Raw genomic sequence first — 16,749 nt, forward strand, 5'->3', positions numbered from 1 at the left:
CGGCGCCCGCCGGCGGGGCGGGCCCGCCGCGGGGGGGGCCGCCGCGATCCGGCGTCCCCCCGCGCGGGGCCTCCCGCCGACGGGCCGGTGTCACAGGGTGGTCAGGTAGCCGGGCAGCGGGGTGCCCGCGTGCAGGCCCGGGTCCGCGACCGGGGCGTCGTAGCCCTTGCGCAGCGGGACCAGGCCGGCCCAGTGCGGGAGGGACAGGTCCTCGGGTTCGTCGTTCACGCCGCCGGTGCGGAGCTTGGCGGAGACCTCGTCCAGGTCGAGGCGGAGCACGGCGGTGGCGGCCAGCTCCTTCTTGTCGGCCGGCCGGGAGTCCTGCGAGCGGCCGGGGACGACGTGGTCGACCAGGGCGTCCAGGGCCGTGCGCTTCTCCTGGGGGTCCGTCACGTCGTACGCGGTGCCGTGCACCACGACCGACCGGTAGTTGATCGAGTGGTGGAAGGCCGAGCGGGCCAGCACCAGCGCGTCCACATGAGTCACCGTCAGGCACACCGGCAGCCCCGGGTCCGTCCGGCCGGCCATCCGCAGCGGGCGTGAGCCCGTGGAGCCGTGCACGTAGAGGCGCTCGCCGACCCGGCCGTAGAGCGTCGGCAGCACGACGGGGGCGCCGTCGCGGACGAAACCGAGGTGGCAGACGTAGCCCTCGTCGAGTATCGCGTGCACCAGCTCCTTGTCGTAGGACGCCCGGTCGGGGGAGCGGGTGGGGACGGTGCGGTCCGTGGGCGAGTAGGCGGCGGGCTGCGACGGTGTCTGCCTGGTCCCCTGCATGGCGATCTCCATTGCACTAGTGCATAATCATGTTTGTGCTAGGAGAGTATCGGATCACGGGACGTGGTGCCGCGGAGATTTCCGCGAGCGTCGAACGCGCGGTGGGCGCGGGCGAGCTGGAGCCGGGGCAGCCGCTGCCCCCGATGCGGGAGCTGGCCGAGCGGCTCGGGGTGAATCCCAACACCGTCGCCGCCGCCTACCGCACGCTGCGCGAGCGCGGGGTCATCGAGACCGCGGGGCGCCGGGGCAGCCGGGTGCGCGCGAAGCCGGCCACCACGGGGCGCGAGTTCATCCGCGTCGAGGTGCCCGAGGGTGTGCGCGACGTGTCCGGCGGCAATCCGGATCCTGCGCTGCTGCCGGCGCTCGGCCCGGTGTTCGCCGCCGCCGCCGGGCAGGGCGACCGGGAGCCGGTCCTGTACGGGCACGCGCCCGTGGAACCGGAGCTGGAGCGCCTGGCGCGGGCCGAACTGGACGCCGACGGAGTGCCGGCCGGCCCCGTGGCCGTCACCTCCGGCTCGCTGGACGCCATGGAGCGGGTGCTCGCGGCGCACCTGCGGCCCGGCGACGCCGTCGCCGTCGAGGATCCGGGCTGGGGCAGCCTGCTCGACCTCGTGCCCGCGCTGGGCCTGCGCACCACCGCCGTCCGCCTCGACGATGAGGGCCCGCTGCCCGACGACGTGCGCCGTGCCCTGGCCGCCGGCGCCCGCGCCCTGGTCGTCACGGACCGCGCGCAGAACCCGACGGGCGCGGCCCTGAGCGCCGCCCGCTCGCGCGCCCTGCGCTCCGTCCTGCGGGAGCACCCGGAGACGCTGCTGATCGAGGACGACCACGGCCACCGCATCGTCGACCTGCCCCTGCACCCGCTCGCCGGTACGACGCACAGCTGGGCCTTCGTCCGCTCGGCGGCCAAGGCCTACGGGCCCGACCTGCGGCTCGCCGTGCTCACCGGCGACGCCGTCACGCTCGACCGGGTGCGCGGCCGGCAGCGGCTCGGCCCCGGCTGGGTCAGCCGGATCACCCAGCGCGCCGTGGCGCGGCTGTGGGCCGAGGGCGCGGTGGACGCGCGGGCGGTGGCGGCGGTGTACGGCAGGCGCCGGGACGCCCTGCTCGGGGCGCTCGGACGGCGCGGTGTCGCGGCGCACGGGCGCAGCGGCATGAACGTGTGGATTCCCGTGCCGGACGAGACCGGCGCCGTCGCCCGGCTGCTGCACGCCGGCTGGGCCGTGGCCCCCGGGGCCCGCTTCCGGATCGGTGCCCCGCCGGGGATCCGGATCACCGTCTCGACCCTCGCCGACGGGGAGGAGGGGCCCCTGGCGGACGCGGTGGCGGCGGCGCTGGGACCGGGACCGGCGCGGAGCTACGTCTGACGCGTCCGCGGCGGCCGGCGCGCGGTCAGACCGTCGCCTCGCGGCGCTCCGGGGCCGGGCGCACCGGCTCGGCGGGACGGGGTGCCGCCGGCCGTGCCTGGGTCAGGGCCGCACCGGCGAGGACGACGGCCGCGCCGACGGGGGTCGACCAGGACAGCGACTCGCCCAGCAGGGCGACGCCGGCGGCGGTCGCGATGACCGGGGTGAAGTAGGTGACCATCTGGGCCGTCGTCGGACCCACCTCGGCGACCAGGTCGTACTGGATCAGGAAGGCGAGCCCGGTGCCGACCGCGCCCAGCGCCGCGACCGCCAACACGGGGAGTACCGGAAAGTGCGTCGGCACCGAGGTGAACAGCGGTGTGACGACGGCCAGTTGCAGCGTCGCGAGCAGCAGCTGCGCGCCGGTCAGGGACAGGTGCGAGTGGCTGGAGCCGGCCAGGGTGCGGCGGACGTAGATCCAGCCGACCGGATAGCTGAGCGAGGCGAGCAGAGCCAGCGCCGTGCCCGTGACGTCCATGCCCTGGAAGCCCTGCCAGACGCCCAGCACCGTCAGGACGCCCAGGAAGCCGATGCCGAGGCCGGCCACCCGCAGCCGGGTCGGCCGGTCCTCCGACAGGGCGACCAGGGACAGGGCCATGCCCCACAGCGGCGAGGTCGCGTTGCAGATGCCCGCCAGCGACGACGGGATCGTCAGCTCGGAGTAGGCGAAGAGGGAGAACGGCAGCGCGTTGAGCAGGAACGCGGCGACCGCCAGGTGCGCCCACGTCCGTGCCCCGCGCGGCAGCCGCTCCCGCTTCACCGCCATCACCACGGCGAGCACCGCCGTGCCGAACACCAGCCGGCCCAGCGTGACCTGGAACGGGGCGAAGCTCTCCGTTCCCACCTTCATGAAGAGGAAGCTGAAGCCCCAGACGAGGGCGAGGACCCCGAAGCGCAGCCTCCAGTCGAGGGCACGGCGGACGCGGCGGGACGCGGGGGAGGAGGAGGTGACACTGCTCATGACGCACACGATGCTGCACCTCTTCTCGTAGCACAATCGAGATTTCGCACCCGGTATCTCGTAGCATCGCTTACATGTTGAACCTGGAGCGCCTGCGCACCCTCGACGCCCTCGCCCGGCACGGATCGGTCAGCGGCGCCGCCGAGAGCCTGCACATCACCACCTCGGCCGTCTCCCAGCAGCTGTCCAAGCTCGAGCGCGAGGCCGGCCAGCGGCTCCTGGCCAAGAACGGCCGGGGCGTGCGGCTGACGGACGCGGGCCGGCTGCTCGCCGAGCACGCGGCGCGCATCCTCTCCCAGGTCGAGCTCGCGCAGTCCGACCTCGAGGCCCACCGCGGGCAGGTGGTGGGCGAGCTGCGGCTGTCGGCGTTCCCGACGGCCGCCCGGGGGCTGTTCCCCGCCGCGCTGTCCGCGCTGCGCGCCGAGCACCCCGCGCTGCGCGTCCGCTCCAGCGAACTGGAGCCGGAACGCGGCATCCGGGGGGTGGTGCGCGGCGACCTCGACCTGGCCGTCGTGCTCGACTGGTACAACAAGCCGATGCCGCTGCCCGACGGCCTGGTCAAGGCACCGCTCCTGGACGACCCCGCGGACGTGGCCATGCCCTCCGGTCACCGGCTCGCCGGCCGGGACGAGGTGGACCTCACCGAGTTCGCCGAGGACGAGTGGATCACGTGGGCCGAGGGCGAGTTCTGCCACGAGTGGCTGATGTTCACGCTGCGCTCGAAGGGCATCGAACCGATCATCGGCCACCGCGCCGCCGAGACCCACACCCAGCTCGGCCTGGTGGCCGCCGGGCTCGGTGTGTGCATCGCCCCGCTGCTCGGCCGCCATCCGATGCCCGCCGGCGTCGTCACCGTGCCGCTGCGGCAGAGGGCCTGCCGGCACGTGTACGTCGTCTGGCGTGCGGACGCCGACCGCCGCCCGTCGATCCGGGCGGCGGTGGAGGCGCTGCGGGCGACCGCGGGACGGCTCGGCTGACCGTGCCGTCCTACGGCGACGGCAGTTTGCGGAAGTCCCAGGAGACGATCTTCTCGGGCGTCAGCCGCAGCCAGGCATGGCGGCCGTCGTGCGGCATCTCGTCCAGGCCGAAGTTCTTCCGGGCGAACAGCGTCTCGGGCAGGTCCAGTTCGGCGCAGAGCTCGCCGGTGCGCGGTGTCTCGCCCACGAACTCGACGCGGCCGGACAGCTCCGCGCCCCGCAGCTCGCCGTACTCCTCCCCGGTGTCGACCACGATCGCCACCCGCGCGTCGCGCCGCAGGTCCGCCCAGCGCCTGCTGCGTACGACCGAGTACAGCCACATCGAGGAGCCGTCCCAGGCGAACCAGAGCGTGCTCACGTGCGGGGCGCCGTCCGCCGAGACCGTGGCGACCCGGCAGGTGCGCTGGGCGGTGAGGAACGCGTCCAGCTCGCCGGGCGTCATCATGATCTTCCGGCCCCTGCGTTGCGCGACGGTCATGCGGTCGGTCCCTTCCTCACACTTCGGGTCGGTCGATCCTGCACCCCCCGCCCGCCGTCACGCCAGCTCGATCGAGTCGCCGCTGACCGTGATCGGCACGGCGGGCAGCGGCTTGGTGGCCGGACCGCCCCGCACGCTGCCGTCGGTGATCGAGAAGGTGCTGTTGTGGCAGGGGCAGTGGATGACGCCGTCGGCGACGTCCTTCACGGCGCACCCCTGGTGCGTGCAGGTGGCCGAGAAGGCCTTGAACTCGCCCGCCGTGGGCTGGGTGACCACGATCTTCCGGTCGGCGAGGACCTTACCGCCCCCCTCGGGGATGTCCGCGGTCGCCGCGACCGCGGCCCCGGCCTTCTCGCCGCCGCCGGCCGCCGTGCCGGATGCGTCCGACGCGTCGTCGTCCGAACCTCCGCACGCGGTCAGGGCGACGGCGAGCCCGGCCGCTCCGGCCGCCGCCACGACCGTACGACGAGCCGGTCCCGACGCGGGGTGAAACGATGCGCTGGTCATGCTGATGACGTTCCCTTCCGGGGCTGGGTGCCTGGTCTGCCGAGAGGTACGTCCGCGGGGCGCGTGCCGTTCAGTCCGCTTCGTGTCGTCCCGGCCCGCCGTCACCGGCCGTTCGGCCGGGCACCGCCGGCCGGTGCCGAGGGCAGGTACCGGGGAGCCCGCCACGCGTCCAGCCGGTGCTCCACCGCCGCGCCCAGTGACAGCAGTTCGGCGTCCCGGTGGCCGCCGGCCATCAGCAGCAGCCCGACCGGCAGCTCGTTCACGAACCCGGCGGGCACGGACAGCGAGGGGTATCCGGCGACGGCCGCCGGGGTCGAGGACGGGATCACGTCGTTGTCGCCCCGCGCGCAGTCCGTCGTCCAGGCGGGCGGGTTCGCCGGGGACGCGATGGCGTCCAGGCGGTGAGCGGCCATCGTCTCGTCGATGGACCGGCGCGACAGGTCCCGCAGTTCGGCGCGCATGGCCCGGTACTCCGGGTCGGTGGTCGGCGGCGCGGCCAGGGCCTGCTCGAACAGTTCCTGCCCGGCGAAGCAGGTCCGCTCGGCCGGGTGCGCGCGGTTGAACTCGATCAGCCCGGCCAGGTCCCGGGGCCCGCCGCGGGTGGCGAGGTAGGCGTCGATGTCCCGGTGGAACTCGCTCAGCAGCGCCGGGAACTCGAGTTCGGCGAGTCTGTCCTGGTACGGCGGCGTCACCTCGACGACCCGGGCCCCGGCGGCACGCAGATCCGCCGCGGTACGGGTCATCAGGGCGTCCACCTCGGTGCCGAGGGACGGAAGCCGCCACAGGCCGATCCGCTTGCCGCGCAGGGCACCCGGGCGCGTGGCCGCCTCCGCGAAGCCGGTGCCGCCGGTGCCGCCCGTGACGCCTTGGCCGCTGAGCACCGAGAGGGTGAGCGCGGTGTCGACCACGTTGCGCGCCATCGGCCCCGCCGTGTCCTGCTCCGCGGAGATCGGGACGACTCCCGACCGGCTGACCAGCCCGAGGCTCGGCTTGTGACCGACCACTCCGTTCATCCCGGCCGGGCACACGATGGAGCCGTCCGTCTCGGTGCCGATCGCCACCTGCGCCAGCGACGCGGCCAGGGCGGCGGCCGAGCCGGAGGAGGAACCGCACGGATTCCGGTCCAGGACGTACGGGTTGTTCGTCTGGCCGCCCACCGCCGACCAGCCCGAGGTCGGCTTCGCCGCGCGGAAGTTGGCCCATTCGGACAGGTTGGTCTTGCCGAGGATCACCGCGCCCGCCGCCCGCAGCCTCCCGACCAGGTCCGCGTCCCGGTCCGGCGGGCTCCCGGCCAGCGCCGTCGACCCGGCCGTCGTCGGCATGTCGCGGGTGTCCACGTTGTCCTTCAGCAGCACGGGGATGCCGTCGAGCGGGCCACGGGTCCGCCCGAGCCGGTGCCGGACGTCGCTGGCGGCCGCTTGGCGCAGCGCCGTGGGGCTGGTGCGCAGCACCGCGTGGATCCTCGGGTCGACGGCCTCGATCCGCCGGAGGTACTCCAGGGTCAGGGCCGACGAGGTCAGCGAACCGCGCTTCATCCGCGCCTGTAACTCGGGGATGGTGACCGTGTCGAGGTCCACTCCCCGGACCAGGGCCGAGGGGGACGGGGCCGGGGAGCCGCCGGCCTCCGGTCCGGCTGCCTCGGCGCGGTGACCGGGCGCACCGGCCAGAAGAGTGGGCACCACCAGGGCGGCGGTCAGCACCGCGATGCGTCGTCTCGTCATGGGGGACAGCCCACCTGCACGGGCCCGTCCGGCGCAAGAGGGCCCCCGCCCGGCCCCCGTGGGCCCGGTGACGCCCCTGCCGCCTTCCGCGCGCGCCCGGTGGCCGTCACCGGCAGGCTGGAGGCGTGAGCGGAGACGGAGACGACGCGGACGGTCTGCGGCTGGCATCGGCGCGCGGGCGCTGGGTGCTGGCCTGTGTCGTGCTCGCGTCCGGCATGGCCATGCTGGACGGCACGGTCGTCAACGTGGCCCTGCCCAGGATGGGGCGCGACCTGGGCGCCTCCCTCTCGGTGCTCCAGTGGGTCGTCAACGCGTACATGCTGACGCTCTCCGCGCTGATCCTGTGGGGCGGCGCGCTCGGCGACCGGCTGGGCAGACGGCGCACGCTGGTGCTGGGCGTCGCCTGGTTCGCCGGTGCCTCGGCGCTGTGCGGCCTGGCACCGGACGAGTACGTGCTCATCGGCGCGCGTGCGCTCCAGGGCGTGGGCGGCGCGCTGCTCACCCCCGGCTCGCTGGCCCTGGTGCGGGCGTCCTTCCATCCGGACGACCAGTCGCGGGCGGTGGGGGCCTGGTCCGGCCTGACCGGTGTGGCCGGGGCCCTCGGTCCGTTCCTCGGGGGCTGGCTGATCGACGGTCCGGGATGGCGGTGGATCTTCCTCATCAACGTGCCCGTCGCGGTCGTCGTCCTGCTGCTGGCGGTCGCCTTCGTACCGGAGAGCCGTGACCCCGCCGCGGCCGGGCGCCCCTTCGACACGCTCGGCGCGTGTCTCGCGGCCGTGGCCCTGGGGGGCGTGAGCTACGCGCTGATCAGTGCCTCGTCGGGCGGCCCCGTCGCGCGCGTCGCGCTTCCCGCGGTGGTCGCCGTGGCCGCGGGGGCGGCCTTCCTCGGGGTCGAACGCCGGGCCCGGAACCCGATGATGCCGCTCTCCCTGTTCTCCTCCAGGCTGTTCTCGGCGACCAACGGGATGACGGTGTACCTGTACGCGGCCATCGGCGGCATCCTGTTCCTGCTGCCCGTCCAGCTGCAGACGGCACTCGGGTACGACGCGTTGCAGGCCGGGCTCGCGACGATGCCCATCACGGTGCTGATGCTCCTGCTCTCCGCCCGGGCGGGCGCGCTGGCCAAGCGCATCGGGCCCGCGGTGCCCCTGATCACCGGGCCCCTGGTGGCCGCGGCCGGAGCGCTGCTGCTGCTGAGGGTCGGGCCCGACTCCGCCTACGCACCGGACATCCTCCCTCCGGTACTGGTGATGGGCCTGGGCATGAGCCTGTTCGTGGCACCGCTCACGGCGACCGTCCTGGCCTCCGTCGACGCCGAGCACGCGGGACTGGCCAGCGGGGTGAACAACACCGCGGCACGGGTGGCCCAACTGCTGATCGTCGCCGCGCTGCCCCTCCTGGTGGGCCTCTCCGGCGACGCCTACACCTCCGGTGCCGCGGTGAACCGCGCCTTCCACCGCGCCGCCCTCGTGACCGTCGTGCTCTTCCTCGCGGCCTCGGCGACGGCCGCCCTGTTCGTCCGGCCGCGGCGTGTCCGCCGGCGGCTCCGGACGGCCCCGCGCCCCGTGTGCCGCTCCCACCTCTCCCTCAACTGCCCGCCGCTCGAACCCGGGCCGGACGCTCCCCGGCAGCGGGCGGACGGACGGCATGGGACGGAGGCGGGCCGGTGAGCCGGCCCGGCGCCCCCGGGACGCCGTCCGCGTCGGCGATCACCCCCGGTTACTATGCTCACTTCATGCCCGGGGCCGGAAGCGAGGGGCCGACGGCCTGGACGGGTGCACGGCTGAAGAGACGGATGGCCCGGGGAAATGCTGAAAGAGGTCGCCGCGACCCGCTACATCACGCCCTTGCGTGAGGGGGGTTCGCTTCCGGGACTCGTCGAGGCCGACGACCTCGGGACGTACGTCCTGAAGTTCACCGGCGCGGGCCAGGGCCGCAAGACGCTCGTCGCCGAGGTGGTCTGCGGCGAACTCGCCCGCCGGCTCGGCTTCCGGGTGCCGCGGCTGGTGACGGTCGATCTCGATCCGGTGCTGGGGCTCGGCGAGCCGGACCAACAGGTGCAGGAACTCCTCAAGTCCAGTGGCGGCACCAACCTCGGCATGGAGTTCCTCTCCGGCGCGCTCGGGTTCGACCCGCTGGCCTTCGAGGTGAGCCGCGAGGAGGCCGGGCGGATCGTCTGGTTCGACGCGCTGGTGAACAACGTCGACCGGTCCTGGCGCAACCCGAACCTGCTGCGGTGGCGGGGCGACGTGTGGCTGGTCGACCACGGAGCCACCATGATCTGGCACCACAACTGGCCCGGCGCCGAGACCTCGGCCGCCCGCCCGTACGACGCCCGCGACCACGCCCTCGCGCCGTTCGCGCCCGACGTCCGCTCGGCCGCCGCGGCGCTCGCGCCCCTCGTCACCGAGGAACTCCTCGCCGAGGTCACGGCCGGGATCCCGGACGTCTGGCTGGCGGACGAGCCCGGCTTCGCGACGCCCGACGACCTGAGGCGGGCCTACGCCCGGCCGCTGCTCGCGCGGGCCGCGACCGTCCACGACCGCGTCGAGGGGGCCCGGTGAACGACCGTCACGTCTACGAGTACGCCCTGCTGCGCGTCGTGCCGCGCGTCGAGCGCGGGGAGTGCGTCAACGCGGGGGTGCTCGTGTACTGCAGGGGCGCCTCATACGTCGGTGCCCGCACCCACCTCGACGAGGCACGGCTGCTGGCCCTCGACCCGGAGGTGGACCTGCCCGGGGTGCGTGCCGCGCTGCGCGCCGTCGAGGGCGTGTGCACCGGCGGGAACGCGGCGGGGCAAGCCGCGTCCGACGACCCCGGCCGCCGGTTCCGCTGGCTGATCGCCCCCCGCTCCACGATCGTCCAGCCGGGCCCGGTGCACACCGGCCTCACGACCGACCCGGCCGCCGAGACGGAACGGCTCCTCGACCTGCTGGTGCGGTAGGACGACCTCGCCGGCGGAGGCCCGGAGCGGGACGCGTGGACGCGCGCCCCGCTCCGGGCCTCCGCCCATGTGTGGGCGGAGCCGCGCGCTCCGGGCCCTCGCCGCGGGCCCCGGTGCCGCGCCGGCCCGTGGCGCTGGGCCGTCCGGGGGAGCCGGCGTGGCCCGCCCGCCCGCTGTGCCAGGTAATGGATCACACCGGCCCGGTGTCCCGTTGACACCGGGTGCCAGGGCTTCTAGCGTCACGTCTGCGGAAGGTACTAAGCGGTCGCTCACCCATGGGCGTGCCGAGGGGCCCCGCACGGGCCGCATCCCCAGGACGAGGAGAAGCAGCAATGTCCACCAATGAGCAGCGGGTCGCCGTCGTCACCGGAGCCGCGCGCGGCATCGGTGCCGCCACCGCCGTACGACTGGCCGCCGAAGGCCGCGCCGTCGCCGTGATCGACCTCGACGAGGCCGCCTGCAAGGACACCGTGGAGAAGATCACCGCGGCCGGCGGCAAGGCGATCGCGGTCGGCTGCGACGTCTCCGACGAGGCGCAGGTCGAGGCGGCCGTGGCGCGGATCGCCGAGGAGCTGGGCGCACCCACGATCCTGGTCAACAACGCGGGCGTGCTGCGTGACAACCTGCTGTTCAAGATGAGCGTCTCCGACTGGGACACCGTCATGAACGTGCACCTGCGCGGCGCCTTCCTGATGTCGAAGGCCTGCCAGAAGCACATGGTGGACGCCGGCTTCGGCCGCATCGTCAACCTGTCCTCCTCCTCCGCCCTCGGCAACCGCGGTCAGGTCAACTACTCCGCCGCCAAGGCCGGTCTGCAGGGCTTCACCAAGACCCTCGCCAAGGAACTGGGCAAGTTCGGTGTCACCGCCAACGCCGTCGCCCCCGGCTTCATCGCCACCGAGATGACCAAGGCCACCGCCGACCGCGTCGGCATGGGCTTCGACGACTTCAAGGCCGCCGCCGCCACGCAGATCCCGGTCGCGCGCGTCGGCGAGCCCGACGACATCGCCAACGCCATCGCCTTCTTCACCGGCGAGGCCGCCGGCTTCGTCTCCGGCCAGGTGCTGTACGTGGCCGGCGGACCGCTCGACTAGGGAACACGGACATGACTGAACGCCCCGCACTCTCCGGCAAGGTCGCGCTCGTCACGGGCGCCAGCCGCGGCATCGGCTACGGCGTCGCCGAGGCGCTCGTCGCGCGCGGCGACCGCGTCTGCATCACCGGCCGCAACGAGGACGCCCTGAAGGAGGCCGTCGAGAAGCTCGGCGCCGACCGGGTCATCGGCGTCGCCGGCAAGGCGCACGACGAGGCTCACCAGGCCGTCGCCGTCGAGCGCACGATGGAGGCCTTCGGCCGGGTCGACCACCTGGTCAACAACGCCGGTACCAACCCGGTGTTCGGGCCGATCGCCGACCTCGACCTCAACGTGGCACGCAAGGTCTTCGAGACCAACGTGCTCTCGGCACTCGGCTTCGCCCAGCGCACCTGGCACGCCTGGCAGAAGGACAACGGCGGCACGATCGTCAACATCGCCTCCGTCGCGGGCCTGTCGCCCTCGCCCTTCATCGCCGCCTACGGCGTCAGCAAGGCCGCGCTGATCAACCTCACCGTCCAGCTGGCGCACGAGTTCGCGCCGGTGGTTCGGGTCAACGCGATCGCCCCGGCCGTCGTGAAGACGAAGTTCGCCGCGGCGCTGTACGAGGGCCGCGAGGAGGAGGCGGCCGCGGCCTACCCGCTGGGTCGGCTCGGGGTGCCCTCCGACATCGGCGGCGCCACCGCGTTCCTCACCTCGGAGCAGTCCGCCTGGGTCACCGGCCAGACCCTCGTGGTCGACGGCGGCGTCTTCCTGAACGCCGGCGTGGGCTGACGCACCGCCTTTCGCACGCCCCCTCGGCACGGGCGCCCTCGGACGACGAGGGCGCCCGTGCCCGTCCGCCAAGATCATCCGGGTCATGACAACGTAGTCATCGCGAAAATGATCAAAAGCCCTGCTCACAAGGGAGTTCAGGGGGCCCGGTGCTGCGGTATGGTCTGCCGACCCTTGGTACGGCGGATCGAGGAGCGTGCGCGTGTTCAACCGGTACCGGTGCCTGCGGAGTGTCGCGGCCATCGCGTCCATATCTTCACTGGCCACCGGATGCGGCATCCTGTCGTCCGACAGCTCGGAGGACAAGGGACCGATCGTCGTGGGGACCACCAGCGCGCCCAGCACGCTGGATCCGGCGGCCTCCTGGGACGGCTCCTGGGAGTTGTTCCGCAACGTCTACCAGACGCTGCTCAGCTACCCCAACGGCGCGACCGCGCCCCAGCCCGACGCGGCCAAGAACTGCGCGTTCACCGACGCGGCGAACCAGGTGTACCGCTGCGAGCTGCGCGACGGCCTCACCTTCTCCGACGGGCACCCGCTGGACGCCCAGGCGGTCAAGCACTCCATCGACCGGATCAAGCAGATCAACGTCAACGGCGGTCCCGCCGGTCTGCTGGGCAGCCTCGACCGGGTCCAGGCCCCCACCGGGCACGAGGTGGTCTTCCACCTCAACAAGCCGGACGCCACCTTCCCGTTCGTGCTCGCCACGCCGGCGATGTCCATCGTCGACCCCGCCGAGTACCCGGCGGACGCGCTGCGCAAGGGCGACGGCATCGTCGGCTCGGGTCCGTACGCGCTCCAGTCGTACCGGGACGGGGAGCGGGCCGAACTCGTCCGCAACGACCGCTACAAGGGTTTCGCGGAGCGCCACAACGACGCCGTGACCATCCGGTACTTCAAGGACTCCGCCGGCATGGTGAAGGCACTGCGCGACCACCAGATCCAGGCCACCTACCGGGGTCTCGCGGCCGACGACATCGTCACGCTCCAGGGCAAGGCCGCCAAGGAGGAGGAGCTCCAGCTGGTCGAGGGCACCGGAGCGGAGATCAGCTACCTGGTGTTCAACCCGAAGGACCCGTGGGCGAGCCGCAAGGCCGTGCGCCAGGCGGTCGCCCAGGTGGTCGACCGGGCGGCGATCGCGCACGAGGTCTACCAGGACACCGTCGACCCGCTGTACTCGATGGTCCCCAAGGGGCTCACGGGCCACACCACGGGCTTCTTCGACGACTACGGCGACCCCAGCGTCTCCAAGGCACGCGAGATCCTCACCGACGCGGGCATCACCGAGCCAGTCCCGCTCACCTTCTGGTACACCACCGACCGCTACGGCTCGGAGACCGAGGCGGAGTTCAAGGCGCTCAAGGGGCAGCTCGACGAGTCCGGCCTGTTCACGGTGACCCTCAAGAGCCGGCCCTGGAAGACCTACGTCGAGGGGTACCAGAAGGGCGAGTACCCGGTGTTCGGCCGCGGCTGGTCCCCGGACTTCCCGGACGCGGAGAACTTCATCGCCCCCTTCGTCGGCGAGCAGAACGCGCTCGGCACGCCGTACCCGGCCCCCGAGATCACCGGCAAGCTGCTGCCCCGGTCCCGGCGCGAGAGCGACCGCGCCAACGTGGAGAAGGACTTCGAGCGCGCCCAGCAGATCCTCGTGAACGACGCCCGGCTGCTGCCGCTGTGGCAGGGCAAGCAGTACGTGGCCGCGAGCAACGAGATCTCGGGCGCGGAGCGGGCGCTGGACCCCTCGACGATCATGATGATGTGGCAGCTGTCCCGGAAGACCAGCTGGTAGGCGGCCCGCTCCCGGCCCGGCCGGACGCCCCCGGGAGCGGACTGTCAGTGGTCGCCGGTAGGTTCTGAGGACTGCAAGCGACCGCACACCGTAAGGAAGTTGACGTGACCGACATCGCCGTGCTGCCCGAGTCCTGGCGCGAGGTGCTGGGCGAAGAACTGCAGAAGCCCTACTTCAAGGAGCTGATGGAGTTCGTCGAGGAGGAGCGGGCGAACGGCCCCGTCTACCCGCCGCGCGAGGAGGTCTTCGCCGCGCTGGAGGCCACGCCGTACGACCAGGTGAAGGTGCTGGTCCTCGGGCAGGACCCGTACCACGGCGAGGGTCAGGGCCACGGGCTGTGCTTCTCGGTCCGGCCGGGGGTGAAGGTCCCGCCGTCCCTGCGCAACATCTACAAGGAGATGCACGCGGAGCTGGACGTCCCGATCCCGGACAACGGCTACCTCATGCCCTGGGCGAAGCAGGGCGTCCTGCTGCTCAACGCGGTGCTCACGGTCCGGGCCGGCGAGGCGAACTCGCACAAGTCCCGCGGCTGGGAGCTGTTCACCGACGCGGTGATCCGCGCGGTGGCCGGCCGGCCCGACCCGGCGGTGTTCGTGCTGTGGGGCAACTACGCGCAGAAGAAGCTGCCGCTGATCGACGAGACGCGGCACGCGGTGGTCAAGGGTGCGCACCCCTCGCCGCTGTCGGCGAAGAAGTTCTTCGGGTCCCGCCCGTTCACGCAGATCAACGAGGCGGTCGCCGAGCAGGGCCACGAGCCGATCGACTGGACGATCCCCGACCTGGGCTGACCCGGCGGACGGGGCCGGCCGTCCGCCGGCCGGCCCGCGCGTCACGGGCCGCCTGACCTGGAAGACAGGCGCCTGCCGTTAGCGTCGTCGGGGACAGCGGACGAGGGCACGGAGGACGTGGTGGCCAAGGGACATGAGCGGACCGCGCCGGACGCCGTGCCGACGCGGATCGGGCAGGTCGTCATGCTCCACCACGCCGGCGACCGCGAGGAGGCCCGGCACCGGTTCCTCGTCCTGTGGGCGGAGCTCGGCGAGCACGGCGACCCGCTGCTCCGCTGCACCCTGGCCCACTACCTGGCCGACACCCAGGACGACCCGGGGGACGAACTGGCATGGGACCTCAGGGCCTTGTCCGCCGCCGAGGAACTCACCCGGGACCGTGCCGCCGGGCCGCACGAGGACACGCTCGCCGCACGTGCCCTGTATCCCTCGCTCCACCTGAACCTGGCCGCCGACTACGACAGGCTCGGCCAACACGAGGCCGCCCGGTTGCATCTGCGGCGGGCCCGCGGCGCGGCCGAGGCGCTGGCCCACGACCGCTACGGCGAGGGCGTGCGTGCGGCGATCCGCCGGCTGGAGTCGCGGCTCGGCGACGGCGGACCCGCTCCGGACGGACCGTGGGGGCCGCCGCGGCGGCGGCCGTAGACGGCCCGGGCGCCGTACGTCCGTCGTGGCCGTGCGGCCGGGGGCGGTACCGGCTCAGCGGCCGTACGTCTGCTCGCAGATGACCGCCTCCGGGCTGCCCGGCCGCCAGCCGCCGTACTGGCTGCCCAGGGAGCACACGCCCGTGCCCGTGCCGGTGCCTCCGCCGCCCGTCCCCGGCAGGTCGGGTACGGCGACGCGTGGCTCCCGACCGGTCCCGCCGGGCAGCCGGGGCGCCGCGGGGCGTGCGGGCCGAGGCTGCGGCTCCGTGCGGGCGACCGGAGCCTCGCGCCGCGCCGGTGCCGTCGGGCGAGCCGTGCGGCGCGGCGCGTCCGAGGCGCGGCCGGGGGACGGGGAGGGGCCGGTCTTCTCCAGCGCCTCACGGGCGGGGCCCTGCACCGCCCGGGGCGCGGCCGGCCCGTCCGGGCGGAGTGCGGACGGATGGGCGCCGGTCGCCGGGCCGGACACGGGCCGGACCGTCGTACAGCCGGACAGGGCCGTGACAGCCACGGTCACCAGAAGCGCTGCGGTGGTCGTCGTTCGATGCACCGCGCCACTCTGGCGGGTCGGGCCCCGCCTTGGCGACGGCGGAGCGGCGGAGATTGACCCGCACGGGTGATCTCCGGCCCCGTACGGAGGCCCCGGGGCCGCGCCGGGTGACGTCAGTCGCCGGTGACGCCGTCCAGGCACTCTCGGATCAGGTCGGCATGGCCGTTGTGCCGCGCGTACTCCTCGATCAGGTGCGTGTGGATCCAGCGCAGGCTGTACCGCTCGCCGGTGCGCCGGTGCTTGCCCCGGGACATCTCGTCGAGGCGGAAGGCGGCCGCGTGGCGCCGGGCGGCGTCCATCTCCGCCTGCCAGGTGGCGTACGCCTCCTGCCAGGTGTCCGCCTCGGTCAGGTGGAACTCCCCGTCCGGGTCCTCGTCGCTGTAGTAGATCGGCTCGGCCTCCTCGCCCGCCAGCACCCTGCGGTACCAGCTCCGCTCCACCTCGGCCATGTGCCGCACCAGTCCCATCAGGGACAGCGCGGAGGGGGGCACGGCGGCGGTCCTGAGCTGAGCGTCGGTCAGACCCTCGCACTTCCAGGCGAGGGTCTGCCGGTGGTAGTCCAGCCACCCCTCCGTCATGGCGCGTTCGCCGGCGTCGGTCGCGGGTTCACTGCGGTCGGTACTCATGTCCGCATCCTGGCCCACGCCCGGGTGATCCACCAGGGAATTGCGCGTCAGCGGCCCAGCATCCCGTGGATCAGCTCCCGCAGACCCGCCCGCACCTCGTCCGGCCCGGGCACCTCGGCACCGAACGACCCGGCCACGCAGGAGAACATCAGCCCGTCCGCCCAGGCGACGAGCGACAGCACGTGACGGGCCGGATCGGCCGAGCCCATCGCCGTGACGAGGGTGCCGAGCTGCTCGCGGAAGCGGGCGCCGGTGGCGTCGAAGTAGGCCCGCAGCTCCGGCCGGCGCGTGGCCTCCAGGGCCAGTTCGTAGCGCGCCAGGGTGAGTTCGCGGTTGCGGGTCAGGGCACGGTGCGTCGCCAGCGCCAGCGCGTCCACCAGGGCGTCGAGGCCGCCGCGCGGGTCCGGCATCTCGTGCAGGGCCAGCACCCGGGCCTCCCGCTCGGCCAGCCGGCGCACCGCCAGCTCCAGCAGGGCCTGCCGGGTCCGCGCGAGGTTCGAGGTGGAGCCCTGGGGGAGTCCCGCCGCCTCGTCCACCGCGCGGTGCGTGAGCCCGCGCATCCCGCGCTCGGCGAGCAGGGCGAGCGCGGTGTCGGCGACGAGTCCGGCGCGGGCGGCGCCGGTGGCGGGTGCGGTTCGGGCGGGCATGCGGCCAACCTACCCGGGTCACTACGGGTGTAGTACAGTCGAGGCAGCGGCTCACTACATCTGTAGTGAGCGA

18 protein-coding genes are annotated in these 16,749 nt (G+C 73.7%); 10 read left to right on the forward strand and 8 right to left on the reverse strand.

Going from position 1 to position 16,749, the window contains the following annotated elements:
• Window positions 1-90: 90 nt before the first annotated feature.
• Window positions 91-774 carry a pyridoxamine 5'-phosphate oxidase family protein gene (locus ACFWJB_RS10060; protein WP_385472395.1) on the reverse strand — a complete coding sequence of 228 codons (684 nt, stop codon included), beginning with the start codon at window positions 772-774 and terminating at the stop codon, window positions 91-93.
• A gap of 35 nt (window positions 775-809) precedes the next feature.
• Here ACFWJB_RS10060 and ACFWJB_RS10065 point away from each other — a divergent pair, with 35 nt between their 5' ends.
• Window positions 810-2,141, forward strand: a complete 1,332-nt coding sequence (locus ACFWJB_RS10065; RefSeq protein WP_386921484.1) for an aminotransferase class I/II-fold pyridoxal phosphate-dependent enzyme — start codon at window positions 810-812, stop codon at window positions 2,139-2,141.
• 25 nt (window positions 2,142-2,166) lie between these two features.
• On the opposite strand, the gene ACFWJB_RS10070 is transcribed toward ACFWJB_RS10065, so the two are convergent.
• Complete coding sequence (locus tag ACFWJB_RS10070; RefSeq protein WP_386921486.1) at window positions 2,167-3,141, reverse strand: DMT family transporter; 975 nt, start codon at window positions 3,139-3,141, stop codon at window positions 2,167-2,169.
• A 74-nt stretch (window positions 3,142-3,215) separates the two neighbouring features.
• Here ACFWJB_RS10070 and ACFWJB_RS10075 point away from each other — a divergent pair, with 74 nt between their 5' ends.
• Complete coding sequence (locus ACFWJB_RS10075) at window positions 3,216-4,118, forward strand: LysR family transcriptional regulator (RefSeq protein WP_385472404.1); 903 nt, start codon at window positions 3,216-3,218, stop codon at window positions 4,116-4,118.
• A gap of 10 nt (window positions 4,119-4,128) precedes the next feature.
• On the opposite strand, the gene ACFWJB_RS10080 is transcribed toward ACFWJB_RS10075, so the two are convergent.
• From ACFWJB_RS10080 to ACFWJB_RS10090, 3 genes are all read right to left on the reverse strand, one after another.
• Window positions 4,129-4,596, reverse strand: coding sequence for a pyridoxamine 5'-phosphate oxidase family protein (locus ACFWJB_RS10080; protein ID WP_386921488.1), 468 nt, complete (start codon window positions 4,594-4,596; stop codon window positions 4,129-4,131).
• Window positions 4,597-4,653: 57 nt separating this feature from the next.
• On the reverse strand, window positions 4,654-5,103 hold the full coding sequence (locus ACFWJB_RS10085) for a Rieske (2Fe-2S) protein (RefSeq protein WP_386921490.1): 450 nt from the start codon (window positions 5,101-5,103) through the stop codon (window positions 4,654-4,656).
• Between the two features lie 101 nt (window positions 5,104-5,204).
• Window positions 5,205-6,824 carry an amidase family protein gene (locus tag ACFWJB_RS10090; protein ID WP_386921492.1) on the reverse strand — a complete coding sequence of 540 codons (1,620 nt, stop codon included), beginning with the start codon at window positions 6,822-6,824 and terminating at the stop codon, window positions 5,205-5,207.
• A gap of 125 nt (window positions 6,825-6,949) precedes the next feature.
• Here ACFWJB_RS10090 and ACFWJB_RS10095 point away from each other — a divergent pair, with 125 nt between their 5' ends.
• The 8 genes from ACFWJB_RS10095 to ACFWJB_RS10130 all read left to right on the forward strand — a co-directional run bounded on the left by ACFWJB_RS10095 (window position 6,950) and on the right by ACFWJB_RS10130 (window position 14,857).
• A complete protein-coding gene (locus ACFWJB_RS10095) occupies window positions 6,950-8,494 on the forward strand; it encodes an MFS transporter (RefSeq protein ID WP_386921493.1) in 1,545 nt (514 codons plus the stop codon).
• Window positions 8,495-8,632: 138 nt separating this feature from the next.
• Window positions 8,633-9,388, forward strand: a complete 756-nt coding sequence (locus tag ACFWJB_RS10100; protein WP_386921494.1) for a HipA family kinase — start codon at window positions 8,633-8,635, stop codon at window positions 9,386-9,388.
• Window positions 9,385-9,768 carry a DUF3037 domain-containing protein gene (locus tag ACFWJB_RS10105; RefSeq protein ID WP_385472421.1) on the forward strand — a complete coding sequence of 128 codons (384 nt, stop codon included), beginning with the start codon at window positions 9,385-9,387 and terminating at the stop codon, window positions 9,766-9,768. The genes ACFWJB_RS10100 and ACFWJB_RS10105 overlap by 4 nt, the downstream gene beginning before the upstream one ends.
• A 332-nt stretch (window positions 9,769-10,100) precedes the next feature.
• On the forward strand, window positions 10,101-10,862 hold the full coding sequence (gene fabG, locus ACFWJB_RS10110) for a 3-oxoacyl-ACP reductase FabG (RefSeq protein ID WP_100044501.1): 762 nt from the start codon (window positions 10,101-10,103) through the stop codon (window positions 10,860-10,862).
• An 11-nt stretch (window positions 10,863-10,873) separates the two neighbouring features.
• Window positions 10,874-11,635 carry an SDR family oxidoreductase gene (locus ACFWJB_RS10115; RefSeq protein WP_385460502.1) on the forward strand — a complete coding sequence of 254 codons (762 nt, stop codon included), beginning with the start codon at window positions 10,874-10,876 and terminating at the stop codon, window positions 11,633-11,635.
• Window positions 11,636-11,837: 202 nt separating this feature from the next.
• Window positions 11,838-13,424, forward strand: coding sequence for an ABC transporter substrate-binding protein (locus ACFWJB_RS10120; protein WP_386921497.1), 1,587 nt, complete (start codon window positions 11,838-11,840; stop codon window positions 13,422-13,424).
• A 104-nt stretch (window positions 13,425-13,528) separates the two neighbouring features.
• Window positions 13,529-14,212 carry a uracil-DNA glycosylase gene (ung, locus tag ACFWJB_RS10125; RefSeq protein WP_385460496.1) on the forward strand — a complete coding sequence of 228 codons (684 nt, stop codon included), beginning with the start codon at window positions 13,529-13,531 and terminating at the stop codon, window positions 14,210-14,212.
• A 120-nt stretch (window positions 14,213-14,332) separates the two neighbouring features.
• The gene (locus tag ACFWJB_RS10130) at window positions 14,333-14,857 is read left to right on the forward strand and encodes a hypothetical protein (RefSeq protein WP_385460493.1); all 525 of its coding nucleotides are present in this window, start codon (window positions 14,333-14,335) and stop codon (window positions 14,855-14,857) included.
• Window positions 14,858-14,911: 54 nt separating this feature from the next.
• Here the strand turns inward: ACFWJB_RS10130 and ACFWJB_RS10135 are convergent, their stop codons facing one another.
• The 3 genes from ACFWJB_RS10135 to ACFWJB_RS10145 form a co-directional block, all read right to left on the reverse strand.
• Window positions 14,912-15,403: a hypothetical protein gene (locus ACFWJB_RS10135; RefSeq protein ID WP_385460490.1), complete on the reverse strand. Its 492-nt coding sequence runs from the start codon at window positions 15,401-15,403 to the stop codon at window positions 14,912-14,914.
• Between the two features lie 113 nt (window positions 15,404-15,516).
• Window positions 15,517-16,029, reverse strand: a complete 513-nt coding sequence (locus tag ACFWJB_RS10140; protein WP_385460487.1) for a DinB family protein — start codon at window positions 16,027-16,029, stop codon at window positions 15,517-15,519.
• A 47-nt stretch (window positions 16,030-16,076) separates the two neighbouring features.
• A complete protein-coding gene (locus ACFWJB_RS10145; RefSeq protein ID WP_386921500.1) occupies window positions 16,077-16,676 on the reverse strand; it encodes a TetR/AcrR family transcriptional regulator in 600 nt (199 codons plus the stop codon).
• Window positions 16,677-16,749 lie beyond the last annotated feature (73 nt).

Origin of the sequence: Streptomyces sp. NPDC127100 (assembly GCF_042724095.1) — a bacterium.
In the GTDB taxonomy this organism is placed as follows: Bacteria; Actinomycetota; Actinomycetes; order Streptomycetales; family Streptomycetaceae; genus Streptomyces.